Genomic DNA, 26,615 nt, shown 5'->3' on the forward strand with positions numbered 1-26,615 from the left:
AAACAGAAAAATTGACATAAAAAATGCAGGTTTTATGCGGCCTGCAAGGTATTTTTCTATTATTCAACTGTCAAACTCCCGTAAAAAAAGTAAAAGAAGTTTTGAAAAATCAAATTTCTTAGTTGACGAAACGCAAAAATATGGTATAATAATCTAGTGCAGTAAATTAATACCCAAACAGTCCTCTGCACAAGTATGAGACTGGAGGGGAGGTCAGGAATTAAGAATGTCTAACGTAATCGTTAAAGAAAATGAATCTTTAGATAGCGCTCTTCGCAGATTTAAGAGAAATTGTGCAAAAGCTGGAATTCAGCAGGAAATCCGCAAGAGAGAGCATTACGAAAAGCCAAGTGTAAGACGTAAGAAAAAGTCTGAAGCTGCTCGTAAAAGAAAATCAAAATAATCATGTGGAGCATCCTACACCATTATTGGTATAGGATGCTTTTTTTCTGCATATATTAAACCAAATGCCGCCGGGAGAAATTTCGATATGAAAAGAAAGCCAGGAGAAGCGATAGCAAAAGGCCTTTCACTTCCGCGGGATGTGATCTTTGGAGATTTTATCATCACATTAACGGGAAATCAGGAAGTGCTCGTGGAAAATTACAGAGGCATCTTGTCTTATGATGATGACCATATCTGCGTTCAGGGAAACCGCGTGGTGCTGAAAATCTGCGGGAGAAGGCTGGCCATTGCCTATTATTCCCAGGATGCCATGAAAGTGACGGGAAGAATCGAGCGGCTGGAATATATGTAAAGGAGCAGAAATTGGTAAGGATTTTTCATTTTATCTTTGGACGTTTGTTTTTCCGGATTTCAGGACAGCATGTTGAGCGGTTTTTGAACTTATGTGCAAAACATCAGATGATTCTCTGGGATTTAAAACCGGATGGACAGGGATATTCATTTTACATACGCAGAAGCGCAGATAAGGAGCTTCAGGATCTGGCATCTAAAACAAACGTGAAGCTTCAGCTGGACGGCCAGTATGGTCTGCCTTTCTTCCTTCGGGAACACAGGAAGAGAAAGGCTTTTTTCTTTTCTGCCGGTCTGGCAGTTCTGATCATTTTTGTATTAAGTCAGTTTTTGTGGGAAATTACGGTTTCCGGCAGTGAAGTATATTCAGAAAGTGATATCTTAAAATATGTCACTGCGAATTTTTACCGTCCGGGAACCTGGAAGGGCAGCGTGGACTGCGATCTTTTGGAGGAACATTTAAGGGAAGATTATGATGAAATCGCCTGGGTTTCGTGCTCTCTGACAGGAACCAGACTCCATGTGGAAATCAAAGAAACCCTGGACCGCAAAACGAAACAAAATCCAAAAACACCCTGCGATATTGTGGCCAATAAAACAGGAATTGTTACGGCTTTGTCTGTAAAGAGCGGAACACCGCTGGTTTCTGTAGGAGATCGGGTGAAAAAGGGCAGCACATTGATTTCCGGACTGATCTATTATTACAGTGATGATTTTCAGGTCACAGAAACGGATCAGATCAAAGCAGATGGAGAGATTACCATGAAGACAGAGGAAACTTATAAAGAGACCATTCCGATGGAATACTATGAGAAAAAATTTGGAAAAGAAAAGATCAGGCTGAAGAGCATTTATGCCGGACCGTGGGAATGGAAGCTCCCATTTGGAAAAGAAGAAGGCCGCACAGATGTGATGGAAAAGAGATACCCGCTGAAAATCGGGAAATCATTGTATTTTCCGGTGGGTATTTATATGAGGACGTACCGCCCCTATCATGCTGTGAAAAAAACGTATACAGACGCCCAGGCGAAAAAGAAATTATCAGACCGCCTGCAGCGTTATATTAAAAAGAAAGAAGAGAAGGGAATTCGAATCCTCCATAAAGAAATAAAGTATAAAAAGAGCGGGGAGTCGTATACGGCATCAGGAACAATCACTCAGGAAGAAAAAGCAGGCAAAATCCGAAGCATTAAGGCCCTCACAAAAGAACAGGAAGAAAAAATAGCACCGACAACAGCAGCGCCATAGGAAGGCTTGCTTTACAAAAAGAAAGGCGGATGTTAAAATAGTGGGGAATATACAGCAAAGGAGCAGCGGAATATGAACCCAGTAGAAGTTGAGATGGACTTTCCTGCAGAACATGGAGGAAATGTCTTTGGGCAGTTTGACGCCTATATGAAGAAGATTGAACAGACGCTGCATGTCAGCCTGATATTAAGAGACGGAAGGTTAAAATGCATTGGACAGCAGAAAGCAGTCCAGCAGGCAGTATCTGTGATCGAAGAACTTTTGGAATTATCCAAAAGGGGTAATATAATTACAGAGCAGAATGTAAATTATACATTATCTTTATCAATGGATGACCAGCCGGCGCACCTGATTGAACTGGATGAAGATGTGATCTGTCATACAGTTCAGGGCAAGGCAGTGAAGCCAAAAACACTTGGTCAGAAAAAATACACGGAAAAGATCCGGGATAAGATGATCACTTTCGGAGTCGGACCGGCAGGAACCGGAAAGACATATCTTGCCATGGCCATGGCAATCACAGCCTTTAAGAATGATGAGGTTCAGAGGATCATTCTGACCAGACCGGCCATCGAGGCAGGAGAAAAACTTGGATTTCTTCCGGGAGATCTTCAGAGCAAAGTGGATCCGTATCTGCGTCCACTGTATGATGCTTTGTATGAGATCCTTGGGGCGGATGCTTTTATGAAAAATATGGAAAAAGGGCTGATCGAGGTGGCGCCGCTCGCTTATATGAGAGGACGCACCCTGGATAATGCCTATATCATATTAGATGAGGCTCAGAATACGACACCGGCGCAGATGAAGATGTTTTTGACAAGAATCGGTTTTGGATCCAAGGCGGTTATTACCGGGGATCTGACACAGAAAGACCTTCCATTTGATCATATTTCAGGTCTTGAGGAGGCGCTGAAAGTGCTGGAAAAAGTAAAAGACATCGGCATCTGCAGGCTGACAAACAAGGATGTGGTCCGTCATCCTCTTGTACAGCAGATTGTCGCGGCTTATGATAAATATGAAGCTTCTAAAAATTCGGGAAAAGGAAAGAACGGGCGGAAAAAAACAAAAGACAGGTAGAATATGAGTATTATAATTGAAAATGAGTACAAAGGAACCATTGATATTCCCTATGAAAAGATAGCGGAAGAAGTCATAGCGGCAGCGATTGATTATGAAAACTGCCCATATGAATGTGAGGTGAATCTGCTTCTTACAGATAATGAGGAGATTCACAGGATCAATCTGGAACAAAGACAGATCGACCGGCCGACGGACGTTCTTTCTTTTCCAATGGCGGAGTATGAGAAACCGGCAGATTTTTCTCATCTGGAGGAAGATCCGATGCTTTTTGATCCGGAAAACGGGGAATTTCTGGCAGGAGATATTGTAATTTCCATGGATAAAGTGAAAGAACAGGCAGAGGCGTACGGCCACAGCAGAGCAAGGGAATACGCTTTTCTGATCGCTCACAGCATGCTGCATCTGTTTGGATATGACCACATGGAAGAAGAGGAACGAAAAGTGATGGAAAAAAGGCAGGAAGAGATCCTGACAAAGACAAAATACACAAGAGATGAAAGAGGTTTGATATGAGTAAAAAGAAGAATTCATTTTTGATGCAGGGAATGATTCTTGCCGGAGCATCCATCGTTTGCAGGATTATAGGGCTTTTATATAGAAGCCCTCTTTTTGGGATTATTGGAAAAGCAGGAGTCGGATATTATGGAGTTGCATATAACATTTATAATATCATTCTTCTGATCTCATCTTTCAGTATTCCTCTTGCGGTATCCAAATCTATTTCCGCAAGACTTGCGAAACGCGAATATATTAACGCCCAGAGAATTTTTTACGGTGCGCTGGTATACGCTGCGGTTGTTGGAGGAATTGCGTCTCTGGTCGCATGGTTTGGAGCGCCGTATTTTGTCGGCACCCAGAAAGGGGCGGAGCTTGCGCTGCGGTGTATTTCTCCGACAATCTTTTTCTCTGCGATTCTTGGCGTGCTGAGAGGATATTTTCAGGGACATAATACGATGGTGCCGACTTCTGTTTCGCAGATTATTGAACAGATTTTAAATGCCATTTTCAGTATTTTAATGGCTTATGTCCTGATCCTTCCATTTCTGCCGTCTGACAGTATTACCTATGAGATTGCCCGCCATGGAGCGGCCGGAAGTGCTCTTGGAACAGAAATCGGCGTGATTACCGGACTGATTTTCTGCCTGGCGATCTATAAGCTGTATCAGCCAAAGGCAAAAATCCAGATGCGCCATGACAGAACCAAATATATTGAATCATACCGTAATATTTTAAAGATTCTTTTGATGACGATCACGCCGGTGATTTTAAGTACAGCCATCTATAACTGCTGTCCGACGATTGACATGACACTGTTTAGTTCGATCCTGGTGGATAAAGGAATGAAATCATTTACCGTATCTGAATTGTATGGAGTGTTTTCCGGACAGTATAACGTGCTGATCAATATTCCGCTGGCCATGGCCTCTGCTCTGACCAATGCGGTTATTCCGAATATTTCCGGGGCGTATGCTCTGGGAGATACCAGACGGATGAATGAGAACATTGAAATGGTTATTAAATTTACAATGATGATTGCCATTCCGTGCGCGGTGGGACTGGGAGTGCTGAACGTGCCGATCAACGGGCTGATTTTCGGAGTGGAAAACGGAACCGGACTTGGGGCAAATCTGCTTCGCGTCGGAGCGGTATCCGTCATTTTTACCTGCATGTCAACGGTATCCAATGGTATTTTACAGGGAATGGACCGGATGAAAGTGCCAATCCGCCACGCGGCAGTATCTGTTGTTGTAAATGTGATCGTTCTGTATCTGTGTCTGACTTATACCAGTGTCAATACTTTTGGACTTGTATTTGCGACAACAGCGTTTTCTATCGTTATGTGCTTCTTAAACGCATGGTCTATCCGCAAATACAGCGGATATAAGCAGGAACTGGTGAAAACATTTGTAAAGCCGATCATTTCCGCCGCATTGATGGGCGTCATTGTCGGTCTGATTCAGTTTGTACTGATGAAACTGCTTCCATTTGGAAGAATTGCGTTTATTGTCTGTCTGGTCATTGCGATTCCGGTGGGGGTATTGGTGTATTTTGCGGCAATCATCGGATTGAAAGTCTTTACAGAAGAAGAACTGAAGAATGTGCCAAAGGGAACATTGATCATAAAACTGGCAAAGAAACTGCATTTATTATAAAAACGGACATGCATTTTGAATGAAAAGAACCGGAAACGGGACTGGGACGATCTCCCATGCCTGTTTCCGGTTTCTTTTCCGGAATATTTGTCTCTGTAAAGAGAGTGGTTTCCTATGCTGTGATGGAAGCTGTGTTGACAAATCCGGAGGGTTTCCAATATAATGGATAAACAATTTTACTGAAATTCGAATAATTTTGAAATTATAGGAAACACTTTAGCCAAAGGAGTGTTGCTATGATGAACAAAGTGAATCGGTTTTTATTAATATATATCGTAGTGATTACGGCGCTTTGCGGATATATGTGCTATACGGCGTTTGAAAAACAGGAGAAGGGCAAGGTCATTCATCAGGTGCAGTCAACGGCGGCTCAAAAAGAGAAAGAGGCCTCAACAACGGCGCAGGTGAAGACAACCTATGGACTGGCGATCAAAGAAGGGAGCCTTGTAGTCGTCAATAATCATACAAAGGAAGTGTTTGAATACACGGATATGAAAAAGGAAGATCTTCCTTCGGACATTCTTCAGATGATCCAGGATCATAAAGTCTTTGAAAGCAGGGAGGAAGTGTATCATTTTCTTGAGTCTTACAGCAGTTAGCCGTATAATAAATAGCAAAAGCGTAATCTGTAAACGCAAAATGATTAAGAACGGGAGAAAAATATGAAGTATGACGCAATTGTCGTAGGCGGAGGTCCGTCAGGAATGATGACGGCAATCACGGCAGCCCAGAGAGGAAAGAAAATCCTGCTGCTGGAGCGGATGGAAAAGCTCGGCAAAAAGATTCTGGCAACAGGGAATGGCAGATGCAATCTGTCCAACAGCTATCTGGATGAAGGCTGTTACAGAGGAGAACAGCCGGGATTTCCATACCGGCTCTTAGAAGAATTCGGACTGCAGGAGCTGATACAGTTTTTTGAATCTCTGGGAATGCTGATGACAGAAACCCAGGGATATTATTATCCGGCATCTTTTCAGGCGTCAACAGTGGCAGAGACTCTGATTGGGAAGATCAAAACCCTGCCGATACAGGTAGAGACCGGATTTGAAGCAGAAACAGCTGATAAAAAGAAGGATACTTTCCGGGTGTATGGAAACGGAGTCCGGTATGAAGGGAAAAATCTGGTACTTGCTGCCGGCGGATGTGCACAGGAGAAACTGGGCAGCAACGGAAGCGGTTATCGTCTTGCCAGAGGATTTCACCACAGAGTGACGGATACATTCCCTGCTTTAGTGGCTTTGGAAGGGAAGGGCAGTTATTTTCAGTGGACAGCCGGTGTTAGGAATACCTGCCGTGTCACTGTTTATGCCAATGGAGAAAAGATTGCCGCTGAAAAAGGAGAAGTACAGTTTACAAAATATGGAATTTCCGGAATTCCGGTATTTCAGGTCAGCAGATATGCGATTAACGCTCTGAGAAGAAAAAAGAAGATTACCGTTATGCTGGATCTGATGCCGGATATGCCGACACTGAAAGAAACCGCAGAAGAATTCAGGAAATACTGCGGATATAAGAATACAGAAGAATTCTTCCAGGGATTTTTGAATAAGAAACTGGTTTATGGAATTTTGAAACGGCTGGGGATTCGGCCGGAGATTCCAATCCGGAAACTGCCGGCAAAAGATTTTAGAAATATTCTTCAGATGATCCGAAGATTTGAAATTGAGATTTCCGGCTATAAAGGATACGATATGGCGCAGATTACAGCAGGCGGAGTCTCAACCCGGGAAGTGGTTCCGGAAACTTTGGAGTCGAAAAAACTTCGGGGACTCTATTTTACAGGAGAATTACTGGATGTGGACGGCACCTGCGGAGGATACAATCTCCAGTGGGCGTTTACGTCAGGATATATCGCAGGGAGGCAGATCGGAAAAGATGATACGAATTAATCAGATCAAGCTGCCGGTGGATCATACGAAAAAGCAGCTGGAGAAAAAAATAAAAAAAATAATACATAATACGCCCTGTGTTTCATGGTCCATTCATAAAAAATCCATTGACGCAAGGCATAAAGATGCCATTTCCTATGTATATGCTGTCAATGTAATAATGGATGAAAAACAGGAGACGCTTTTCTTGAAAAGAAACAAAGACAGAAAAATCAGCCGTGTAACAGAAAAAAAATACCGGTTTCCCCAGAACGTGAAATCCGGAAATTATCCTCCGGTGGTCATTGGAATGGGACCGGCTGGTTTATTTGCGGCATTGATGCTTGCCCGCGCCGGTCTCTGCCCTCTTGTTTTGGAACGAGGGCAGGCGGTAGAGCAGAGAACGAAAGATGTGGAAACTTTCTGGGAGACTGGAAAATTAAACACAGAATCCAATGTGCAGTTTGGGGAAGGAGGAGCCGGCACTTTTTCTGATGGGAAACTCAATACCCTCGTGAAAGATAAATTCGGAAGAAACCGGTTTGTCCTGGAGACATTTGTAGAATTTGGCGCGCCGGAAGAAATTCTGTATGAGAGCAAACCTCATATCGGCACAGATCTTTTATGTCAGGTTGTTGCAGGGATGAGGAAAGAAATCCTGCGGCTGGGAGGCCGTGTGCGGTTTGGGGCAAAAGTGACGGATCTGCTCTCTGAGGCTGGAAGGCTTACAGGGCTGGTTGTAAATGATGAGGAAACAATTCCTTGTGACAGAGCCATTCTTGCCCTGGGACACAGCGCCCGTGATACTTTTGAAATGCTGTCCTGTCATAAGATTCCAATGGAAGCCAAGGCATTTGCCATGGGAGTCCGTGTGGAGCATCCAAGAGAAATGATCGATCGTTCTCAGTATGGAGAACTGCCGGAGAATATTCATCTGCCGACGGCTTCTTACAAGCTGACATATCATGCCCAAAATGGACGGAGTGTATATTCTTTCTGCATGTGTCCGGGAGGATATGTGGTAAACGCTTCTTCGGAAGAAGGGCGTCTTACGGTCAATGGAATGAGCAATCATGACCGTATGGGACGAAACTCCAACAGCGCGATCATTGTAAGCGTTACGCCGGATGATTTTGACGGGGAAGGTCCCCTTGCCGGTGTGGAGTTCCAGCGCAGATGGGAAGAAAAAGCGTTTCAGGAAGGAAATGGAAGGATACCGGTCCAGCTGCTTTCAGATTTTCAAAACGGTGTTCCGTCCAAAGAATATGGAGAAATTTATCCCAATACAAAGGGAGAGACTGTCTTTGGAAATCTGAGAAACTGTCTGCCAGAGGAAATCTGTGATTCCATCTGTGAAGGAATGAATGCTTTCGAACATAAGATCAAAGGATTTTCCCGTCCGGATACGATTTTATGCGGAATTGAAGCCAGAACGTCTTCGCCGGTACGTATCTGCCGGAATGAATCTATGGAAAGCAGTCTGAAGGGATTGTACCCCTGCGGGGAAGGAGCCGGATATGCCGGCGGCATTACTTCGGCTGCCATGGATGGAATTAAGGTTGCGGAAGCGCTGGCAACAGTGTAAAATATTAGAGTCGGACAACAGACAGAACATAAGGAGAAGAGAATGAATCATCGTGGAAAACTAAAAGAGAAAAAGAGGATTGTCGTGAAAGTCGGGACCTCTTCACTGATACATAAGAGTACAGGAAATATCAATCTGTTTCGTCTGGAAAAGCTGATTCGTGTCCTGACGGATCTTCATAACAGTGGAAAAGATGTGGTTTTGGTATCTTCCGGAGCCATTGGTGTCGGATTTAAGGCACTGGGGCTGTCCAGGAGACCGGATTCCCTGCCGCTGAAACAGGCCTGCTCCGCAGTAGGGCAGGGGCAGCTGATGATGATTTATCAGAAACTGTTTGCGGAATATAATCAGGGATCTGCCCAGATTCTGATCACCAAGGAGACGATGCTCAATGACGAACGCAGATTTAACGCGAAAAATACGTTTGAACAGCTGCTGAAACTGGGTGTGATTCCCATCGTAAATGAAAATGATACGGTTTCAACGGAGGAAATTGAATTTGGAGACAACGATACTCTTTCAGCCGTGGTTACTTCTGTCGTTGGAGGAGATCTTCTGATTCTGCTGACGGATATTGACGGATTGTATACAGATGATCCGCATAAGAACCAGGCAGCGAAACTGATCACGGAAGTCTCGGTCATTGACGAGCGAATTGAAAACATGGCAAAAGGAGCCGTCACAAAGGTTGGTACAGGCGGAATGGCAACGAAGATTGCGGCAGCGAATATCGTAACAGACGCAGGTGCGGATATGGTAATCGTGAACAGCGATGACCTGAACAATCTGAATCGCGTCATTGCAGGAGAAGAAATCGGAACTTTGTTCCTTGCTCATAAGAGAAAAGATTTCAATTTAAAAAAATATCTGGTGGAAAGACCATATTTCAGGAAAGGTTAGGAAATGGACGCAAGAAAGATTCAAAGAATTAATGAACTTTATCATTTGGAAAAATCTGTGGGCCTGACTGCCCAGCAGAAGAAGGAGCAGAAGAAACTTCGCGCTGAATATATTCAGGCGGTACGGGCCAACTTAAGAGGTCAGCTGAATAATATCAGCATTCAGAACGAAGATGGTTCAATTACTCCTCTCAGGCCAAAAGGTAAAAACTAAAGGAGGTACATATGTTAGAACAGTTAGGAAAACAGGCGAAGGAAGCATCCGTTATTTTAGGAAACGCAGGCATTCTTGAAAAAAACGCAGCACTAAAGAAAACAGCCAAATGTCTGGTGGAAAGTCAGAACTATATTTTATCTGAAAACGCAAAAGATGTAGAAGCTGCAAGGAGCAACGGCATGAAAGAGTCACTGATTGACCGGCTGACTCTGACGATCGACAGGATTGAAGCAATGGCAGAGGGTCTTTGTCAGGTTGCAGATCTGGATGACCCGATCGGATCCATCGAGCATATGAAACCAACGCCGAACGGACTTTTGATCGGAAAGAAAGTAGTTCCGCTGGGAGTCGTAGGAATTATTTATGAATCCAGACCAAATGTAACAGCTGATGCCTTCGCTCTCTGCTTTAAGACAGGAAATGCATGTCTTTTAAGAGGCGGAAGTGATGCCATTCACTCTAATCTGGCAATTACCCAGGTGATTCAGGAAGCCCTGGAGTCCTGCGGAATGCCAAAGTACAGCATTCAGCTTCTGGAAGATACCAGCCGGGAGACTGCCACAAAAATGATGCAGATGAACGAATATCTGGATGTTCTGATCCCAAGAGGGGGAGCAGGGCTGATTCAGAGCGTAATAAAGAACAGTACGGTTCCTGTCATTGAAACTGGAACAGGAAACTGTCATGTATATGTAGATAAAGATGCAGATAAAGATATGGCGGTTAAGATTATTGTGAACGCTAAGACACAGCGTCTTGGAACCTGCAATACATGCGAATCCCTTGTACTTCACAAAGACATTGTGGAAAGTCACGGACCGGCGATCATTGATGCGCTGCTGGAAAAAGGTGTGGAAATCCGCGGAGATGAGGCAGTCTGCGCATTGAATCCTAAAGTTGTTCCTGCAGCAGAAGAAGACTGGGGAACGGAATATCTGGATGCTATCATCTCTGTTAAGACAGTGGACAGTTTTGAAGATGCGGTAAAACATATCAATCATTACAACACCGGACATTCTGAGGCAATCGTTACAGATTCTTATCAGGCAGCCCAGGAATTTCTGGATAAGATTGACGCTGCAGCAGTATATGTCAACGCGTCTACGAGATTTACAGATGGATTTGAGTTTGGGTTTGGAGCGGAAATCGGAATCAGCACCCAGAAGATTCATGCCAGAGGACCGATGGGGCTGGATGCTCTGACAACGACGAAATTTATCATCTATGGAAATGGACAAATCCGCAAATAAGTAAAGAACAGGTAAAGAATTGTTAAAGGAAATTAAAAAAATGTTGAAATATCTGTGAATTTGTGTTATTGTAAGAACTGGTTTCGAAGGAGTTTTCATTCAAAAAGTGATGGAAACTCCTTTTATCGTTTTAATGGAAGAAATTTCCAATAACAGGAACGAGGGAACTTCTTAGAATGAAAAAAATCATAAAAGAAAGGAAGGCTTAAAATGGCATTGTTTACATTTAGCGGCGGAGTACATCCGGACGATGGGAAAGAGTATGCAAAACATGCGCCGATCACCGAATATCTGCCAAAAGGAGATGTTGTCTTACCGGTAGGACAGCATATCGGAGCACCTGCCAAACCAATTGTAAGCAAAGGTGATCATGTGCTTGCAGGGCAGAAGGTTGCGGAAGCCGGCGGATTTGTGTCTGCAAACATTTTCAGTTCTGTGTCCGGAACAGTAAAGGCAGTCGAACCGAGAATAACACCTGCCGGCACAAAAGTGAACGCAATCGTAATTGAAAATGACGGGGAATTCAAAGAGGTAGAATATCATGCGAAACCTTATGATTCCATGTCAAAAGAAGAAGTATTGGGAGCAATTAAGGAGGCAGGGATCGTTGGTCTTGGAGGAGCAGGTTTCCCGACTCATGTAAAACTTGCGCCAAAAGATCCTGACGCGATCGAGTATATTATCGTTAACGGCGCGGAATGTGAGCCTTATATCACAGGCGATTATCGTATGATGATGGAAATGCCGGAGAAGGTGATCGAAGGTTTGAACATCGTACTGGATCTGTTTCCAAAAGCAAAAGGAATTATAGGAATTGAGGATAATAAAAAAGATGCCATCGCTAAGATGGAAGCGCTGGTAAAAGGGGACGCACGCATCAGCGTAGCATCACTGAAAACAAAGTATCCTCAGGGAGCAGAACGTTCCTTAATTTATGCAACGACAGGAAGAAGCATTAATTCCAGTATGCTTCCGGCCGACGCAGGATGTATCGTGGATAATGTAGCAACGATTGCGGCAATTAAAGACGCGGTAAAAGATGGGAAACCATTATTCTCCCGTGTTGTAACAGTTACAGGAGATGCGGTTGCAAATCCTGGAAACTTCCTGGTACGTACCGGAACGAATGTAAATGAGCTGATCGAAGCAGCCGGCGGTTTTAAAAAGCAGCCGGAAAAAGTCATTTCCGGCGGTCCTATGATGGGAATGGCAATGTTTACAACAGATGTTCCGGCAGTGAAGACATTTTCCTGCCTTCTGGCCATGACAAAAGATGAAGTTTCAGCAAATCAGCCAAGCAACTGTATCCGCTGCGGAAGATGTGTCAGTGTCTGTCCTCAGAAACTGATGCCGATGAAGCTGTCTGTGCTTGCGGATCACAATGAGATTGATGAATTTGAAAAACTGCATGGAGCAGAGTGTGTTGAGTGCGGATCTTGTTCCTACATCTGCCCGGCGAAACGGAATCTTGCCCAGTCTATGAAAACAGGACGAAAACAGGTTTTAGCAAACCGTAGAAAGAAATAAAGGAGAGAGATACATATGAGCGAACCATTATATCATGTGTCAGCCAATCCTCATGTAAGAGATAATGGCTCAACACAGAAGATTATGCTGGATGTTATAATCGCATTATTACCCGCTACGATTTTTGGTATCTATATCTTTGGCGCGCCTGCGGCAAAAACAATTGTCATTACGATTGTGACCTGTGTTGCGGCAGAATATATTTACCAGAAACTTATGAAACAGCCAGTCACGATCAGTGACATGAGCGCGGCCCTGACCGGTCTGCTGCTTGCGCTGAACCTTCCGCCGGAAGTACCTTTCTGGCTGCCGATCATCGGAGGCGTTTTCGCGATCATCGTAGTAAAACAGCTTTTTGGAGGATTAGGACAGAACTTCATGAACCCTGCTCTGGGTGCACGTTGTTTCCTTCTGATCTCTTTTGCGGCAAGAATGTCTGCATTTACTTATGACGGGGTAACAACAGCGACTCCGCTTGCATCATTAAAAGCAGGAGAGTCTGTTGATGTGCTTAGAATGTTTGAAGGATTTATTCCGGGAACCATTGGTGAGACTTCAGCCATTCTGCTGATCATCGGAGGAATTTATCTGGTAGCAAGGAAGGTAATTTCGCCAATTATTCCGTGTGTTTATATTGCAACGGTTGCGGTATTTGTAACATTGTTTGGAGGCCATGGCGTAGATATTCAGTATATCGCGGCACACTTATTTGGAGGCGGACTGATGTTAGGAGCTATTTTTATGGCAACAGACTATGTAACATCACCGATCACTAACAAAGGAAAAGTTATTTATGGAATCGTTCTTGGAATTTTAACAGGATTGTTCCGTCTGTTTGGACCAATGGCTGAGGGAGTTTCTTATTCCATCATCATTGCGAACATCCTGGTTCCACTGATCGAGAAGGTAACAATGCCGACTCCGTTTGGAATTGTGAAAGGAGGAAAGAGCAATGAATAAGAGCATTATTTCCGATTGTATTAAATTATGCGTGATCACTGTAATTGCCGGTTTCCTTCTGGGCCTTGTATATAATGTAACAAAGGCTCCAATTGCCGCTCAGGAAGAGAAGACAAAACAAGACGCTTATAAAGCGGTTTTTACAGATGCTTCTGAATTCAAAGAGACAGATCTTGACCAGGATGCAGTCCAGAAAGTGCTGGATGAAAAAGGACTGGGACAAAATACTATTACAGAGATTGCAAAAGCAGTGGATAAAAATGGAGAAACTCTTGGGTATGTATTTTCTGTGACAAATCCGGAAGGATATGGCGGAGACATTTCTCTGTCTGTAGGTGTCAGAAATGATGGAACTGTAAATGGTTATGAAACACTTACCATCAATGAGACGGCCGGACTTGGTATGAAAGCAACAGAAGATGAGTTTAAGAGTCAGTTTAACAATAAAAAAGCAGAACAGTTTGAAGTTGTGAAAGATGGATCCGGAGCGGATGATGACGCTAAAATTGATGCCATCAGCGGTGCAACGATTACAAGCCGTGCGGTAACAAGTGCTGTAAACAGCTGTGTTGCTTATGTAAATAGCCTGAAGGGAGGGGAATAGAATGAATCCAAATCCAATGGAACGTTTGATCAATGGTATTATTAAAGAAAATCCGACCTTCGTCCTGACACTTGGTATGTGTCCGACGCTGGCTGTTACCACATCAGCAATCAATGGTGTTGGTATGGGATTGTCAACGACAGTCGTTCTTATGTTTTCCAATATGGTGATTTCCATGCTAAGAAATATTATACCGGACAGAGCCAGAATCCCTGGCTACATTGTAGTCATCGCTTCTCTGGTAACGGTTGTACAGTTCCTGCTGGAAGGATATGTGCCATCTGTTTATTCTGCGCTGGGACTTTATATTCCGCTGATCGTAGTAAACTGTATCATCCTTGGCCGTGCGGAAGCATTTGCGGCAAAGAATACACCGGTTAATTCTTTCTTTGACGGTCTTGGAATGGGACTTGGATTTACGATCGCCCTGACTTTGATCGGAGCTTTCCGTGAAATCCTTGGCGCTGGACAGCTGTTTGGAATGCAGATCATGCCGGCTTCCTATGAGCCAATCACGATCTTTATTCTTGCGCCGGGAGCTTTCTTCGTTCTGGCATGTCTGATCGCTGCCCAGAATAAGATCCGGACAAAGAAGATCGAAAAAGGTCTTCCGGTACATCCATCTGCAGGATGCGGAGACTGTGCAACTTGTGGAAACCATGCCTGCGGTACAAGATTTTTTAATCTTGATGCGGACAGTAAGAAAGAAAATTAAGGAGGAAGACGATGAAAGAATTATTATTAATCGCAATCGGCTCTGCCCTGGTAAATAACGTCGTATTAAGCCAGTTCCTCGGATTATGTCCTTTCCTTGGAGTTTCCAAGAAGATTGAAACTGCAGGAGGTATGGGAGTTGCCGTAATCTTCGTTATTACGATTGCTTCAGCCGTAACCAATCTGATCTATACGTTTATTCTGGTGCCGACAGGTCTGGAATATCTGGATACGATCGTATTTATCCTTGTAATCGCAGCGCTGGTTCAGTTTGTAGAACTGGTACTTAAGAAATCCATGCCTGCATTATATGAAGCGCTGGGAGTGTATCTTCCATTGATCACAACGAACTGTGCTGTGCTGGGCGTTGCCCTTACCAATGTTCAGAACGGGTATGGATTTGCAGCCAGCGTTGTCAACGGAATCGGAATTTCCGTCGGATTTACGATCGCAATCGTAATCCTTGCCGGAATCCGTGAAAGAAATGAGCATAACAATATACCGGAATCCTTCAAAGGAATGCCGATTACTCTTGTAACTGCAGGACTGATGGCAATCGCTTTCTTTGGATTCTCAGGAATCATATAGGAGGTAGATGGAATGAATATTACAGCGATTATCCTTGCGGCTGTTGTCGTTGGAGGAACCGGACTGATTATTGCGATTCTTCTGGGAATTGCTTCCGAAAAATTTAAAGTTCCTGTAAATGAAAAAGAAGTTGCCGTCAGAGCAGAACTTCCGGGAAATAACTGTGGAGGATGCGGATACGCAGGATGTGACGGACTTGCGGCAGCAATCGCGGCAGGAGATGCTCCAGTGAATGCCTGCCCGGTAGGAGGAGCGCCTGTGGCAGATAAAATCAGCGCTATCATGGGTGTAGAAGCTGGAGAATTTGTAAAAATGACTGCATTTGTCAAATGCGCGGGAACCTGTGAAAAAGCCGGAGATAAATTTAAATACAGCGGAATCGAAAGTTGTGTTGATGCGGCCAATGTGCCTGGAGGAGGACCAAAGGGATGTGAATATGGCTGTATCGGATACGGAAGCTGTGCCAATGTATGTCCGGAAGACGCCATTTCTATTATTAATGGAGTGGCTTATGTGGATCAGGAATCCTGTGTTGCCTGCGGTAAATGTGCCGATATCTGTCCAAAAGGTCTGATCGAGTTAGTCCCTTATGACAAGAAATGCCGTGTGCAGTGCAGTTCCAAAGATTTCGGAAAAGCAGTGATGTCTGTATGTTCTGCCGGATGTATCGGATGCCGTGCATGTGAGAAGGCCTGTAAACTTGGTGCGATTACGGTGGAAAACAACATTGCGCATATTGATTATGATAAATGTGTCGGCTGCGGTCTCTGTGCGGCAAAATGTCCGAAAGGAATCATTACCGGAAAGAGAGAACAGCCAAAGAAAAAAGAGGCATAACCACAGGAAATGCCCCATGATAAAGCATCAGAGGAAAGAGGAATCAAAAAAGATTTCTCTTTTTCTCATTTTATCGCCGGACAATGAATAGAATGATAGAAAAAGGCAGGAGAATATGAAGTTTCTGGAACTGAGGCAGAAAGATGTCGTCAACTGCAATACAGGAGAGAAACTGGGGTTTGTCATTGATCTGGAGTTTGATCCCAGGAACGGATGCATTAATTTTCTGATCGTGCCAAGGATGGGAAAAGGATTCAGATGCATTGGGAAAAACCAGATCTATAAGATTCCTTATAAATGTGTTATAAAAATCGGAAGAGACGCTGTGCTGGTCGATATTGATGAAAAACAATGTTTGAAGTAGCCATAGAAAAATGTTATACTGCAAGCAGAGAAAATGGAGGTACAAAATGATGAAATGTCCGTACTGTGGATGTGAAGGTTCCAGAGTGATTGATTCCAGACCGTCAGAGGATTTAAATGCGATTCGCAGAAGACGTCAGTGTGACGCCTGCGGAAAGCGGTTTACGACATATGAAAAGATTGAAGCAGAGCCGTTAACTGTAATCAAGAAAGACAAGACGAGACAGACCTATGACAGGAATAAGATTCGCCATGGAATTGTCCAGTCCTGTCACAAACTGCCGGTTTCCATGGATCAGATCGATCAGGCCGTGGATGAGATTGAAGCAAAGATTTATAATCTCGGACTGCGGGAAGTAGAGACTTCCCAGATCGGAGAGATCGTCATGGATAAAATCAAAGATCTCGATGAAGTTGCTTATGTGCGGTTTGCGGCAATTTACAGGGAATTTAAGGATGTCAATACTTTTATGAATGAGCTGAAGAAATTATTAAAATAATTGTAATAATTTTCCAAATATGATATGATGACAGTATCATTTTGGAGTCTTCCTGAGAAGAAGGAGTCAGCTATGATGTATCAGGAAGTTATAAGCGGCATCGTCAGAGGCGTTGCCGGACAATTGATCCACGTCGAAGTGGAGATCAGAAACGGTCTGCCATATTTTACCATGGTAGGCTGCTTATCAAAAGAGGCAGCAGAGGCAAAGGAGCGGGTTGCGTCTGCGCTGCGGTCCATCGGGCACCCGCTGCCATCTATGAAACTTACGGTGAATCTATCCCCGGCCAATATAAAAAAGAAGGGCACAGCTTTCGACTTTCCAATTGCTGTGGCTTTTTTGGCGTGTCTTGGTTTGATTCCGGGATCAGAACTGGATAAGATCTGTATTCTGGGAGAACTGGCGCTGAATGGAAAAATTCACGGGGCAGGGTGCTGTCTGCCTATTATTCTGGAAGCAAGAAAAAGAGGCATCCATCGTTTTTTTCTTGCAGCTGAGGATCAGAATTCTCTGGAGGATATGGATGGAATACAGATTATTCCCATGGAACATTTATCTGATGTGCTGGACTATTTTCATGGAACCATGAAAAACAGGACTGGGCTGCGGAAAGAATGGGTTCCGGAAGAGGAAAGTGAAGATTTTTCCGATATCAGAGGGCAGCAGCATTTAAAACGTGCAGTGGAAGCTGCGATAACAGGCCGGCATCATCTGCTGCTGGTGGGATCGCCGGGGTCTGGGAAGACTATGGCGGTAAAGAGAATTCCAACGATTCTTCCTCCTCTTACGGATTCCCAGCGTCTGGAAGTGCAGAGTATTTACGATGCGGCAGGCATCAGCCGCAATATTGCCGACTGGCGCTGCCCTGTGAGGATGCCGCATTCTTCAATTCCCAAAGGCGCATTGATTGGAGGAGGGCAGGAGCCGAAAGCAGGAGAAATCACTTTAGCCCATCATGGGATTCTTGTAATGGATGAGTTAATGGAATTTCGGCAGGAATGTCTGGAGGCACTGCGGCAGCCTTTGGAAGAAAAAAGGATCCAGGTAAATCGTCTTGGATGGAATTATGTATTTCCGGCAGATTTTCAAATGATCGGCACAATGAATCCGTGTCCTTGCGGATTCGCTCTGGAAGATGGAAGATGCCGATGCAGCCAGCTGAAAAAGCGGCAGTACTTAAGAAAATTATCAGGACCGCTTCTGGATCGCTTTGATATGGTTCTTACGGTAAAAGAAGAAAAAGAACCGGCACGGCCGCCGGAGACGTCAAAGGAAATCCGGTCACGCGTCATAAATAACATTCAGCTGGAAAAAGAAAGGCTTGCAGGCACGGGCTGTTCGTTTTTCAGCGAATTAAAAGCAGAGGACGTGATGAGACTGTGCAGACCCTCTGCAGAAGTGAGGAAACTCTTGGAAACCGCGGCAGATATGAAAAAAATTTCCAGAAGAGGGATTCACAAGATCCTGAAACTTTCTATGACATTGTCACTGATGGATGGGGAAGATAACATTTGTCCGGTTCATGTGCTGGAAGCCATGACATTTCGAAATACCGGATTTGTGGAGGAGGTGGCCGGGGATGGAAGATAAGCTTTACTGGTACTGGTTTTGTTCCATGCTTGGCATCAACAGCCGGAAGCAGCATCAGCTGATGGAAATTTTTGCTCACCCTAAGGAATTGTTCCGAACATCACCTAATATAATAGAAGAAAAACTGTCAGAAAAGGCGTTTCAGAGGTTTTGTAAGAGCAGATCCGAGGATCAGATCAAGCGGCAGTATGAAGCTCTAAGAGAAGAGCAGATCCGGTTTTTATTGTCCGTGGAAGCAGGATATCCCAAAAGGCTTAAGAAAATTTATGATTATCCATATGGAATTTTCCAAAAAGGACAAGCCTGGCTGGAGAGAGAACTTGTGATCGCAGTGGTGGGATCCCGTCATCCATCTTCGTATGGGCTGGAGCTTACCCGTTTGTTTGCCGGGAAAATGGCAAAAATTGGAATCGGCATTGTCAGCGGACTGGCAAAAGGAATTGATGGAGCGGCTCACCGGGGAGCCGGATGTGAAAGAGGTGTCACGGCAGGAGTGCTGGGGTGCGGCATTGACCGGATTTATCCATGGGACAATCATCAGCTGTTTTATGAGATGTATGAGAATCAGACTGTTTTTTCGGAGTATCCGCCGGGAGTCAGACCAGATGCGTGGCGTTTTCCGGAACGCAACCGCATCATCAGTGGATTAAGCGACGGCATCCTTGTAATGGAGGCAGAAAAACGAAGCGGTTCGCTGATTACGGCAGATTGCGGGCTGGAGCAGAACAAAGAGATTTTTGCGGTTCCCGGGCCAGTCACATCGGGAAATCATGCCGGGTGCCACGGGCTGATCAAGCAGGGAGCAAAGCTGGTTGAAACGGTGGAAGATATTCTTTCTGAATTTCCTGATTTCACAAAATCTTCGGAAAATATTCAGCATTTTCAGAAAAAATCTCTTGCGAAGCCAGAAAAAAAGGTGTATGATGTGGTAGATTTGTATCCGAGACACCTGAATGAAATTATGAATGAGGCTGGCTTATCTTTTGGTGAGACAGTGTCAGCACTCTTTCTTCTGGAGTCAAAGGGATATATAAAACAGATACACCATAATATCTATATAAAAAATATTTACAAGGGGTAATTGTATATGCCAAAAAATTTAGTCATTGTTGAATCACCGGCGAAAGCAAAAACAATTAAAAAATTCCTTGGTAAAAATTATGAAGTAATGGCATCCAACGGACACGTGCGCGATCTGCCGAAAAGTACGCTGGGTGTGGATATTGAAAATGACTTTGAACCAAAGTATATTACAATCCGAGGAAAAGGAGAGGTGTTAGCTGCTCTTAGAAAGGCAGTGAAGAAGGCAGATAAAGTTTATCTGGCAACTGACCCGGACCGGGAAGGAGAAGCAATTTCATGGCATCTCTATCACGCGTTAAAACTTGAAAACAAAAAATGCAGCCGGATTACCTTCAATGAGATTACGAAATCCGCAGTAAAAGATTCGATCAAACACGCAAGGGAGATCGATATGGATCTCGTAGACGCCCAGCAGGCAAGAAGGGTTTTAGACAGGATCGTAGGTTATCAGATCAGTCCGATCCTCTGGGCTAAAATCAAAAGGGGATTAAGCGCAGGACGCGTTCAGTCAGTAGCTCTTCGTCTGATCTGTGACAGAGAAGAAGAAATCAACCTGTTCATACCACAGGAATACTGGACTCTGACAGCGCTTCTGGATGTTAAAGGAAGCAGGAAGCCTCTGGAAGCCAAGTTTGCAGGAAACCAGGATGGAAAAGTGGAAATTCACAGCAGGGAAGAAATGGATGAACTTCTGGAACATCTGAAAGGAAAGGAATTCCAGGTCGATGGAGTGAAGGTCAGCGAACGGCTGAAAAAAAATCCGCTTCCATTTACTACAAGTACTTTACAGCAGGACGCTTCCAGCAAGCTGAATTTCGCAACGCAGAAAACCATGAGGATTGCGCAGCAGCTCTATGAAGGAGTTGACATCAAAGGAAAAGGAACGGCTGGTCTGATTACTTATCTTCGTACAGATTCTACACGTATTTCCGAAGAAGCAGACGCCAGCGCAAAAGAATATATCAGGGAGCATTATGGCGAGCAGTACGTGGGAAAAGCCAGCCAGGCCAAGAAGAACGATGATAAGAAAGTCCAGGACGCTCATGAGGCAATCCGGCCAACTGACATGAGTCTGTCTCCGGCTTCCATCAAGGAACAGCTGTCAAGAGATCAGTTCAGACTTTATCAGCTGATCTGGAATCGATTTACAGCCAGCAGAATGGCGCCGGCAAGATATGAAAATACATCCGTAAAAATCAGCGCCGGAGAATATCGATTTACAGCGTCTGCGTCAAAAATTGCATTTGACGGGTTTTTATCTGTCTATAACATTAATAATGAAAAATCAGAAGGCAATGGCATGATCAAGTCGATTGATGAAGAGACAGAGCTTAAGCTGAATGATTTTGAGAGCAAGCAGCATTTTACCCAGCCTCCGGCTCATTATACAGAGGCATCTTTGGTTCGAACCCTGGAAGAACTGGGAATCGGAAGGCCAAGCACCTATGCTCCGACGATTTCAACGATCGTTGCAAGGCGTTATGTTGTAAAGGAGAAAAAGAATCTTTATGTAACAGAGCTTGGAGAAGCGGTAAACAATATGATGAAAAAAGCTTTTCCATCTATTGTGGATGTGAATTTTACAGCCATGATGGAAGGACTTCTGGATATGGTGGAAGAAGGAAAAGTCCGCTGGAAATCTGTTATAGAGAATTTCTATCCGGATTTTGAAATTGCGGTGAAAAACGCAGAGAAGGAACTGGAAAAAGTTAAAATTGAAGATGAGGTAACAGATGTGATCTGTGATCAGTGCGGACGTCATATGGTTGTAAAATATGGACCATACGGAAAATTCCTGGCATGCCCGGGATTCCCTGAATGCAGAAATACAAAGCCTCATTTTGAGAAGGTCGGAGTTCCATGTCCGCTGTGCGGCGGAGAAGTGGTTCTTAAGAAAACAAAGAAGGGCCGCAAATATTATGGGTGTGAAAACAATCCGGAATGTGAATTTATTTCATGGCAGAAACCTTCAACCGTGAAATGTGAAAAATGCGGAAGCTATATGATTGAAAAAGGCAAGAAGCTGGTATGTTCTAACAAAGAATGCGGACATGTATGCAAGATGCCGGAGGAAACAGAACAGAAGAAGGCTTCTGCTAATTAAGGAGAGAGGACATAGATGAGTAGTATACAGTTATTAGATAAAACAAGAAAGATCAATAAACTGCTTCATAATAATAATTCGCAGAAAGTCGTATTTAACGATATCTGTAAAGTCTTAACGGAAGTTATGGATTCTAATGTTCTGGTAGTCAGCAAGAAGGGGAAGATTCTGGGAAAGAATGAAGCCGAAGATATTGAAGTGCTCCATCAGCTGATTTCCGGCAATGTAAAAGATTATGTGGATCATTCTTTGAATGAAAGACTGCTGACCATTCTTTCTACCAATGAAAATGTCAGTCTTTCTACTTTAGGATTTGACACGGACATTGATGATTATTATGCGATCATTGCCCCGATCGATATCGCAGGAGAACGATTCGGCACATTGTTTATGTATCGTCAGAACCAGGAATATTCTATTGACGATATTATTTTAGCTGAATATGGAACAACTGTGGTAGGACTTGAGATGCTCCGTTCTGTCAGTGAAGAAATGGAGATGGAACGCAGGAAAAAGCATATTGTCAGCTCTGCCATCAGTACTTTATCTTTTACAGAGCACAAAGCCGTATATCATATACTGGATGAACTGGAAGGAAATGAAGGAGTACTGGTTGCCAGCAAGATTGCCGACCGGTTTGGCATCACTCGTTCCGTTGTTGTCAACGCGCTTCGCAAGCTGGAAAGCGCAGGTGTGATCGAAACGAGGTCTTCCGGAATGAAAGGAACTTATATTAAGGTGACCAATGATTTCATTTTTGATGAGATCACAAAGCAGCCGTAAAAGAAATACCTTGCAATTCAAAGCAAGGTCTGATATACTGTCATAGGTAAAAATAAACACGCCATTGGAATTCCGGTAAGTGCCGCAAGGTTTGCCGGGACGTTGAAAATGGCGGAAGCACAAACTAAAGGAGATTTTATAATGAGCGTAATTTCAATGAAACAGTTACTTGAAGCAGGTGTTCACTTTGGACATCAGACAAGAAGATGGAACCCTAAAATGGCTCCGTACATCTACACAGAGCGTAATGGTATCCACATCATCGACCTTCAGAAATCTGTAGGTATGGTTGACGATGCTTATAACGCAGTGAAAGAATGTGTAGCAGAAGGCGGAAAGATCCTCTTCGTTGGTACAAAGAAGCAGGCACAGGATTCTATCCAGGCAGAAGCAGAACGCTGCGGAATGTTCTACGTAAACCAGAGATGGTTAGGTGGAATGCTGACAAACTTCAAGACCATTGAATCAAGAATCGCAAGATTAAAGAAGATCAAAGAGATGGAAGAAGACGGAACATTCGACGTACTTCCAAAGAAAGAAGTTTTAGAACTTAACAAAGAAAAGAACAAATTACAGAAGAACTTAGGCGGAATCGAAGAGATGGGCGGACTTCCGGACATGATCTTCGTTGTAGACCCTAAGAAAGAAAGCATCTGTGTTCAGGAAGCACATAGTTTAGGAATTCCTCTTGTTGGTATCGCAGATACAAACAGCGATCCTGAAGAATTAGATTACATCATTCCTGGTAATGACGATGCGATCCGTGCGGTAAAACTGATCACTTCCGCAATGGCTGACGCCGTTATCGAAGCAAATCAGGGAATCGATGCTGATGCAGAAGATGAAGCTGCAGAAGATGAAGAATAATTAAAATCTATTTTTAGGAGGAAGAAAGATCATGGCTATTACAGCAGCAATGGTAAAAGAGTTACGTGAAATGACCGGTGCAGGTATGATGGACTGTAAGAAAGCTCTTACAAATACCGACGGAGACATGGACGCAGCAGTAGAATATTTAAGAGAGAACGGTCTTGCAAAGGCAGCAAAGAAAGCTGGACGTATTGCCGCAGAAGGACTTGTAGCAGTAGCGCTTTCCGATGACGCAAAAGAAGCAGCTATCGTAGAAGTTAACTCTGAGACAGACTTCGTAGCAAAGAACGATACATTCCAGGCATATGTTGCAGAAGTTGCAGACCAGGCACTGACAACACAGGCAGCTGATATTGAAGCTTTTCTGGCAGAAGAATCCAAAGCAGAAGCCGGAAAAACTGTAAAAGAAGCATTAGATGGAAAAATCGCTGTTATCGGTGAAAACTTAAATATCCGCAGATTCAGCAAAATGGCAGCAGAAGATGGTTTTGTTGCTTCTTACATTCATGCTGGAGGAAAAATCGGTGTATTAGTTCATGTTGCTACTGATGTAGTGAACGATGAAATCAAAGAGATGGGTAAAAACGTTGCAATGCAGGTTGCAGCAATTGCTCCAAAATACACAAGCAGAGATGAAGTTTCTAAAGATTACATCGATCATGAAACAGAAATCTTAAAGATCCAGGCTAAGAATGAAAATCCGGACAAGCCGGATAATATCATCGAAAAGATGATCATCGGACGTCTGAACAAAGAATTAAAAGAAGTATGTCTGTTAGATCAGGCTTATGTAAAAGCTGAAGATGGAAAACAGGCAGTTGGAAAATACGTAGAGCAGGTTGCAAAAGCAAACGGTGCAAACGTAACAATCAAGGAATTCGTTCGTTTCGAAACTGGTGAAGGAATCGAAAAGAAAGAAGAAAACTTTGCAGAAGAAGTTGCAAAACAGATGGGCAACTAATCTTATAAGAGAATGATAAATCCCTGAAGATCCCAGGTAATGGGTGTCTTCAGGGATTTTTTGGCTCTTTGTCAAGTATTGGGGGTAAATTTAACTGGGATATATTTCCCCCAATTCGCGAGCATCGTCAGGGCCGCATTGAGCTTCTCAAGATCACTGACCTGCGCTGCTAATAAGAAGGTATGGAGTCTCTTCTTTGTGATCTGGTTTGTCTCAGATGCCATGAAATGGTAAAACAGTTCTTTTAAAATGTTTTGATATCAATGACAATCAGGTCTTCTATTTGTAAGAGTTTTGCGATAAAATCATGATAAGGCATAAGAATTTTCCTTTATGTTTTATTGTGGTGATTTAATTATAAAAGAAATAGAAGATTTATGCCTGATTTCCTTGAAAGCAAAAGGTTCTGCTCCTTACTTATCATTCTAAGTAAAGTGTAGAACCATTTTATCATTTGGAATTCGGAAAGGATGAAAGAAGTGAATATAATAAATGAAAAGAAATATTTTATCGTTCCAGGGATTCTGTTGTTTCTGATATCTTTTCTAGATGGATTGTACCAGTTTAATGTTATTTCCTACGCATCATTGATTTATCTTTTGATTGCAGCACTCGTTCTTTATCTTGGAATCATAGGTATCGGGAAAGCCAGGATAATAATGTATGTTTTGTTATGTTATCATATACTGTCAATATGGTATCCATCTTTTTATTCTATGCTGTTTCCATATAATAATATGGAGGAGGATATTATATGGGCCGTCTATGATTTCATCTCTCTTTTTATGATATTTGTGCTTTCGCTTGTTGTTATACTAGTGTTATATTTTCTTAATCATTTTCTTTGGAAAGTCAGAACTCTGTGGCTGTGTAATATGATTATCGGTTCTTTGATAATTATGGAAATTACTGTTCTCATATTTGGAATGATAAAGGGATTGGTACTTCAGAGTTTCGTGAAAGCGGGGCTGTGGATTGCTGCTTTTCTGGTATTATGGCGGCTTACCAGGGGGGATTCAGGATTAGCTTCAAAAAAAAGTAAAATCTTACTGGCTGTTTTTATCTTTCTAGTTCCAGGAATCATATCAGGAATTCTTTTGTTGTCAAAGAACAACGTAAAACCAAAGGTAAAAGAATATCAGGGAAAAGATTTTTCATATCTTGCAGTGGCAACAGATGTGTCTGGATATATTGGAATGATCAATGAATGGGGAGATGAAGTGATTCCGTGTAAATTCACCTCCATTGAGAAAACGAAAGCATGCAAAGATGGATTGTTTATTCTTGCTTATAACGATACAGGGGAATACCTGATGAATGATAAAGGGAAGATACTGGCTGACCAGTATGACAGTTACACATTTCTGGAACAGTCTGATTTAGTTCTCATATCAATATACGATGAGTCTGGCGAGAAATGTGGAGCAGTTAATGTGAACGGAGAACTGGTGATTCCTTTAAAATATGACAGTATAGAAAAACTGTGCGAAACAGAAGGTCTTGATGATACTAAAATAATGGGGACAGATAGGAGAAAGACTGTATATGAAACAGACGATTTAGAAGTTATCGAAAAGAATGAAAAAAAAGGTGTCATCAGAAAAGATGGGAAAGTGATTCTCCCTTTGAAATATTACAGTGTTTTTCTGACAGATACAAATCCAGTCTATATTTGTGCCGGACAGGCAGTGGTTCATAATGAAAATGAAATCATGATAGACAACGCTTTGTTTGACCAGAATGGTAAAGAGCTGATTCCTTTTGAAAATCACAGTATTATCATAAATAATGAGAATGGATGGATTCAGGTAAATAACAGAGAAAAGAATATATATTTTTTGAATCAGAACCTGGAAAAAGTTCTGAATCTTGGAGACCAGTATAAAAGTGTAGGAGTTTTCATGAAAACAAGAAAATAATTTATACGCTTTGCAGTTAGTGTAATAGTTGATCAAAGAGGATATAAAGCCTTTCTGGACAGCAGGAAAACAGGGCGTACAGGATTTGGGAAGCATTGAACTTCCTGTTTCTTATGGCACATTAAATACAAAGGAAGCATGAGGCGCTCTGAAAAA

Annotated in this window: 27 protein-coding genes; all 27 read left to right on the top strand. The window is 43.1% G+C overall.

Annotated elements, in window-relative coordinates:
* The first annotated feature begins 226 nt into the window (after positions 1-226).
* On the top strand, positions 227-403 hold the full coding sequence (rpsU, locus tag JMF81_RS00285; protein WP_015530429.1) for a 30S ribosomal protein S21: 177 nt from the start codon (positions 227-229) through the stop codon (positions 401-403).
* An 87-nt stretch (positions 404-490) separates the two neighbouring features.
* A complete protein-coding gene (locus JMF81_RS00290; RefSeq protein ID WP_201309527.1) occupies positions 491-757 on the top strand; it encodes a YabP/YqfC family sporulation protein in 267 nt (88 codons plus the stop codon).
* 11 nt (positions 758-768) lie between these two features.
* Positions 769-2,004, top strand: coding sequence for a sporulation protein YqfD (locus JMF81_RS00295; RefSeq protein ID WP_201309528.1), 1,236 nt, complete (start codon positions 769-771; stop codon positions 2,002-2,004).
* A gap of 72 nt (positions 2,005-2,076) precedes the next feature.
* Positions 2,077-3,081 (top strand): PhoH family protein, encoded by a 1,005-nt coding sequence (locus tag JMF81_RS00300; protein ID WP_201309529.1) that lies wholly within the window; start codon positions 2,077-2,079, stop codon positions 3,079-3,081.
* A 3-nt stretch (positions 3,082-3,084) separates the two neighbouring features.
* On the top strand, positions 3,085-3,597 hold the full coding sequence (gene ybeY, locus JMF81_RS00305; RefSeq protein ID WP_201309530.1) for an rRNA maturation RNase YbeY: 513 nt from the start codon (positions 3,085-3,087) through the stop codon (positions 3,595-3,597).
* A complete protein-coding gene (locus JMF81_RS00310; protein WP_201309531.1) occupies positions 3,594-5,237 on the top strand; it encodes a putative polysaccharide biosynthesis protein in 1,644 nt (547 codons plus the stop codon). The genes ybeY and JMF81_RS00310 overlap by 4 nt, the downstream gene beginning before the upstream one ends.
* A 236-nt stretch (positions 5,238-5,473) precedes the next feature.
* Positions 5,474-5,836: a hypothetical protein gene (locus JMF81_RS00315; RefSeq protein ID WP_243282492.1), complete on the top strand. Its 363-nt coding sequence runs from the start codon at positions 5,474-5,476 to the stop codon at positions 5,834-5,836.
* 63 nt (positions 5,837-5,899) lie between these two features.
* Positions 5,900-7,126 carry a BaiN/RdsA family NAD(P)/FAD-dependent oxidoreductase gene (locus JMF81_RS00320; protein ID WP_201309532.1) on the top strand — a complete coding sequence of 409 codons (1,227 nt, stop codon included), beginning with the start codon at positions 5,900-5,902 and terminating at the stop codon, positions 7,124-7,126.
* A complete protein-coding gene (locus JMF81_RS00325; RefSeq protein ID WP_201309533.1) occupies positions 7,113-8,690 on the top strand; it encodes an NAD(P)/FAD-dependent oxidoreductase in 1,578 nt (525 codons plus the stop codon). The genes JMF81_RS00320 and JMF81_RS00325 overlap by 14 nt, the downstream gene beginning before the upstream one ends.
* 42 nt (positions 8,691-8,732) lie before the next feature.
* Positions 8,733-9,590, top strand: coding sequence for a glutamate 5-kinase (gene proB, locus JMF81_RS00330; RefSeq protein ID WP_201309534.1), 858 nt, complete (start codon positions 8,733-8,735; stop codon positions 9,588-9,590).
* A gap of 3 nt (positions 9,591-9,593) precedes the next feature.
* On the top strand, positions 9,594-9,803 hold the full coding sequence (locus JMF81_RS00335) for a DUF896 domain-containing protein (protein WP_201309535.1): 210 nt from the start codon (positions 9,594-9,596) through the stop codon (positions 9,801-9,803).
* A gap of 11 nt (positions 9,804-9,814) precedes the next feature.
* Positions 9,815-11,056: a glutamate-5-semialdehyde dehydrogenase gene (locus JMF81_RS00340; RefSeq protein WP_201309536.1), complete on the top strand. Its 1,242-nt coding sequence runs from the start codon at positions 9,815-9,817 to the stop codon at positions 11,054-11,056.
* A gap of 210 nt (positions 11,057-11,266) precedes the next feature.
* Complete coding sequence (rsxC, locus tag JMF81_RS00345) at positions 11,267-12,583, top strand: electron transport complex subunit RsxC (protein WP_201309537.1); 1,317 nt, start codon at positions 11,267-11,269, stop codon at positions 12,581-12,583.
* Positions 12,584-12,598: 15 nt separating this feature from the next.
* Positions 12,599-13,543: an RnfABCDGE type electron transport complex subunit D gene (locus JMF81_RS00350; protein WP_201309538.1), complete on the top strand. Its 945-nt coding sequence runs from the start codon at positions 12,599-12,601 to the stop codon at positions 13,541-13,543.
* The gene (locus tag JMF81_RS00355) at positions 13,536-14,147 is read left to right on the top strand and encodes an RnfABCDGE type electron transport complex subunit G (protein WP_201309539.1); all 612 of its coding nucleotides are present in this window, start codon (positions 13,536-13,538) and stop codon (positions 14,145-14,147) included. Before JMF81_RS00350 ends, JMF81_RS00355 begins: the two co-directional genes overlap by 8 nt.
* 1 nt (position 14,148) lies before the next feature.
* Positions 14,149-14,862 (top strand): electron transport complex subunit RsxE, encoded by a 714-nt coding sequence (gene rsxE / locus JMF81_RS00360; RefSeq protein ID WP_201309540.1) that lies wholly within the window; start codon positions 14,149-14,151, stop codon positions 14,860-14,862.
* An 11-nt stretch (positions 14,863-14,873) separates the two neighbouring features.
* Entirely contained in the window at positions 14,874-15,449 is a 576-nt protein-coding gene (rsxA, locus tag JMF81_RS00365) for an electron transport complex subunit RsxA (protein WP_201309541.1), read from the top strand.
* A 12-nt stretch (positions 15,450-15,461) separates the two neighbouring features.
* On the top strand, positions 15,462-16,286 hold the full coding sequence (locus JMF81_RS00370; RefSeq protein WP_201309542.1) for an RnfABCDGE type electron transport complex subunit B: 825 nt from the start codon (positions 15,462-15,464) through the stop codon (positions 16,284-16,286).
* A 115-nt stretch (positions 16,287-16,401) separates the two neighbouring features.
* Entirely contained in the window at positions 16,402-16,650 is a 249-nt protein-coding gene (locus JMF81_RS00375; protein WP_201309543.1) for a YlmC/YmxH family sporulation protein, read from the top strand.
* Positions 16,651-16,699: 49 nt separating this feature from the next.
* Entirely contained in the window at positions 16,700-17,149 is a 450-nt protein-coding gene (nrdR, locus tag JMF81_RS00380; protein WP_201309588.1) for a transcriptional regulator NrdR, read from the top strand.
* 72 nt (positions 17,150-17,221) lie between these two features.
* Entirely contained in the window at positions 17,222-18,739 is a 1,518-nt protein-coding gene (locus tag JMF81_RS00385; protein ID WP_243282493.1) for a YifB family Mg chelatase-like AAA ATPase, read from the top strand.
* Positions 18,729-19,820 carry a DNA-processing protein DprA gene (gene dprA, locus JMF81_RS00390; RefSeq protein WP_201309544.1) on the top strand — a complete coding sequence of 364 codons (1,092 nt, stop codon included), beginning with the start codon at positions 18,729-18,731 and terminating at the stop codon, positions 19,818-19,820. Before JMF81_RS00385 ends, dprA begins: the two co-directional genes overlap by 11 nt.
* A 6-nt stretch (positions 19,821-19,826) precedes the next feature.
* On the top strand, positions 19,827-21,926 hold the full coding sequence (gene topA / locus JMF81_RS00395; RefSeq protein ID WP_201309545.1) for a type I DNA topoisomerase: 2,100 nt from the start codon (positions 19,827-19,829) through the stop codon (positions 21,924-21,926).
* A gap of 15 nt (positions 21,927-21,941) precedes the next feature.
* Positions 21,942-22,709, top strand: a complete 768-nt coding sequence (gene codY, locus JMF81_RS00400) for a GTP-sensing pleiotropic transcriptional regulator CodY (RefSeq protein ID WP_201309546.1) — start codon at positions 21,942-21,944, stop codon at positions 22,707-22,709.
* A 141-nt stretch (positions 22,710-22,850) separates the two neighbouring features.
* Positions 22,851-23,576, top strand: a complete 726-nt coding sequence (rpsB, locus tag JMF81_RS00405; protein WP_201309547.1) for a 30S ribosomal protein S2 — start codon at positions 22,851-22,853, stop codon at positions 23,574-23,576.
* 31 nt (positions 23,577-23,607) lie between these two features.
* Positions 23,608-24,540 carry a translation elongation factor Ts gene (gene tsf, locus JMF81_RS00410; protein ID WP_201309548.1) on the top strand — a complete coding sequence of 311 codons (933 nt, stop codon included), beginning with the start codon at positions 23,608-23,610 and terminating at the stop codon, positions 24,538-24,540.
* A gap of 1,100 nt (positions 24,541-25,640) precedes the next feature.
* Entirely contained in the window at positions 25,641-26,459 is an 819-nt protein-coding gene (locus tag JMF81_RS00415) for a WG repeat-containing protein (RefSeq protein ID WP_201309549.1), read from the top strand.
* Positions 26,460-26,615: the final 156 nt, after the last annotated feature.

This window comes from Anaerostipes butyraticus (assembly GCF_016586355.1).
Classification (GTDB): Bacteria; Bacillota; Clostridia; order Lachnospirales; family Lachnospiraceae; genus Anaerostipes; species Anaerostipes butyraticus.

Bases quoted from the DNA above. Each gene is read 5' to 3' on its own strand.
- rpsU (WP_015530429.1), top strand. From the start codon at position 227: ATGTCTAACGTAATCGTTAAAGAAAATGAATCTTTAGATAGCGCTCTT.
- JMF81_RS00290 (WP_201309527.1), top strand. From the start codon at position 491: ATGAAAAGAAAGCCAGGAGAAGCGATAGCAAAAGGCCTTTCACTTCCG.
- JMF81_RS00300 (WP_201309529.1), top strand. From the start codon at position 2,077: ATGAACCCAGTAGAAGTTGAGATGGACTTTCCTGCAGAACATGGAGGA.
- ybeY (WP_201309530.1), top strand. From the start codon at position 3,085: ATGAGTATTATAATTGAAAATGAGTACAAAGGAACCATTGATATTCCC.
- JMF81_RS00310 (WP_201309531.1), top strand. From the start codon at position 3,594: ATGAGTAAAAAGAAGAATTCATTTTTGATGCAGGGAATGATTCTTGCC.
- JMF81_RS00315 (WP_243282492.1), top strand. From the start codon at position 5,474: ATGATGAACAAAGTGAATCGGTTTTTATTAATATATATCGTAGTGATT.
- JMF81_RS00320 (WP_201309532.1), top strand. From the start codon at position 5,900: ATGAAGTATGACGCAATTGTCGTAGGCGGAGGTCCGTCAGGAATGATG.
- JMF81_RS00325 (WP_201309533.1), top strand. From the start codon at position 7,113: ATGATACGAATTAATCAGATCAAGCTGCCGGTGGATCATACGAAAAAG.
- proB (WP_201309534.1), top strand. From the start codon at position 8,733: ATGAATCATCGTGGAAAACTAAAAGAGAAAAAGAGGATTGTCGTGAAA.
- JMF81_RS00335 (WP_201309535.1), top strand. From the start codon at position 9,594: ATGGACGCAAGAAAGATTCAAAGAATTAATGAACTTTATCATTTGGAA.
- JMF81_RS00340 (WP_201309536.1), top strand. From the start codon at position 9,815: ATGTTAGAACAGTTAGGAAAACAGGCGAAGGAAGCATCCGTTATTTTA.
- rsxC (WP_201309537.1), top strand. From the start codon at position 11,267: ATGGCATTGTTTACATTTAGCGGCGGAGTACATCCGGACGATGGGAAA.
- JMF81_RS00350 (WP_201309538.1), top strand. From the start codon at position 12,599: ATGAGCGAACCATTATATCATGTGTCAGCCAATCCTCATGTAAGAGAT.
- JMF81_RS00355 (WP_201309539.1), top strand. From the start codon at position 13,536: ATGAATAAGAGCATTATTTCCGATTGTATTAAATTATGCGTGATCACT.
- rsxE (WP_201309540.1), top strand. From the start codon at position 14,149: ATGAATCCAAATCCAATGGAACGTTTGATCAATGGTATTATTAAAGAA.
- rsxA (WP_201309541.1), top strand. From the start codon at position 14,874: ATGAAAGAATTATTATTAATCGCAATCGGCTCTGCCCTGGTAAATAAC.
- JMF81_RS00370 (WP_201309542.1), top strand. From the start codon at position 15,462: ATGAATATTACAGCGATTATCCTTGCGGCTGTTGTCGTTGGAGGAACC.
- JMF81_RS00375 (WP_201309543.1), top strand. From the start codon at position 16,402: ATGAAGTTTCTGGAACTGAGGCAGAAAGATGTCGTCAACTGCAATACA.
- nrdR (WP_201309588.1), top strand. From the start codon at position 16,700: ATGAAATGTCCGTACTGTGGATGTGAAGGTTCCAGAGTGATTGATTCC.
- JMF81_RS00385 (WP_243282493.1), top strand. From the start codon at position 17,222: ATGATGTATCAGGAAGTTATAAGCGGCATCGTCAGAGGCGTTGCCGGA.
- dprA (WP_201309544.1), top strand. From the start codon at position 18,729: ATGGAAGATAAGCTTTACTGGTACTGGTTTTGTTCCATGCTTGGCATC.
- topA (WP_201309545.1), top strand. From the start codon at position 19,827: ATGCCAAAAAATTTAGTCATTGTTGAATCACCGGCGAAAGCAAAAACA.
- codY (WP_201309546.1), top strand. From the start codon at position 21,942: ATGAGTAGTATACAGTTATTAGATAAAACAAGAAAGATCAATAAACTG.
- rpsB (WP_201309547.1), top strand. From the start codon at position 22,851: ATGAGCGTAATTTCAATGAAACAGTTACTTGAAGCAGGTGTTCACTTT.
- tsf (WP_201309548.1), top strand. From the start codon at position 23,608: ATGGCTATTACAGCAGCAATGGTAAAAGAGTTACGTGAAATGACCGGT.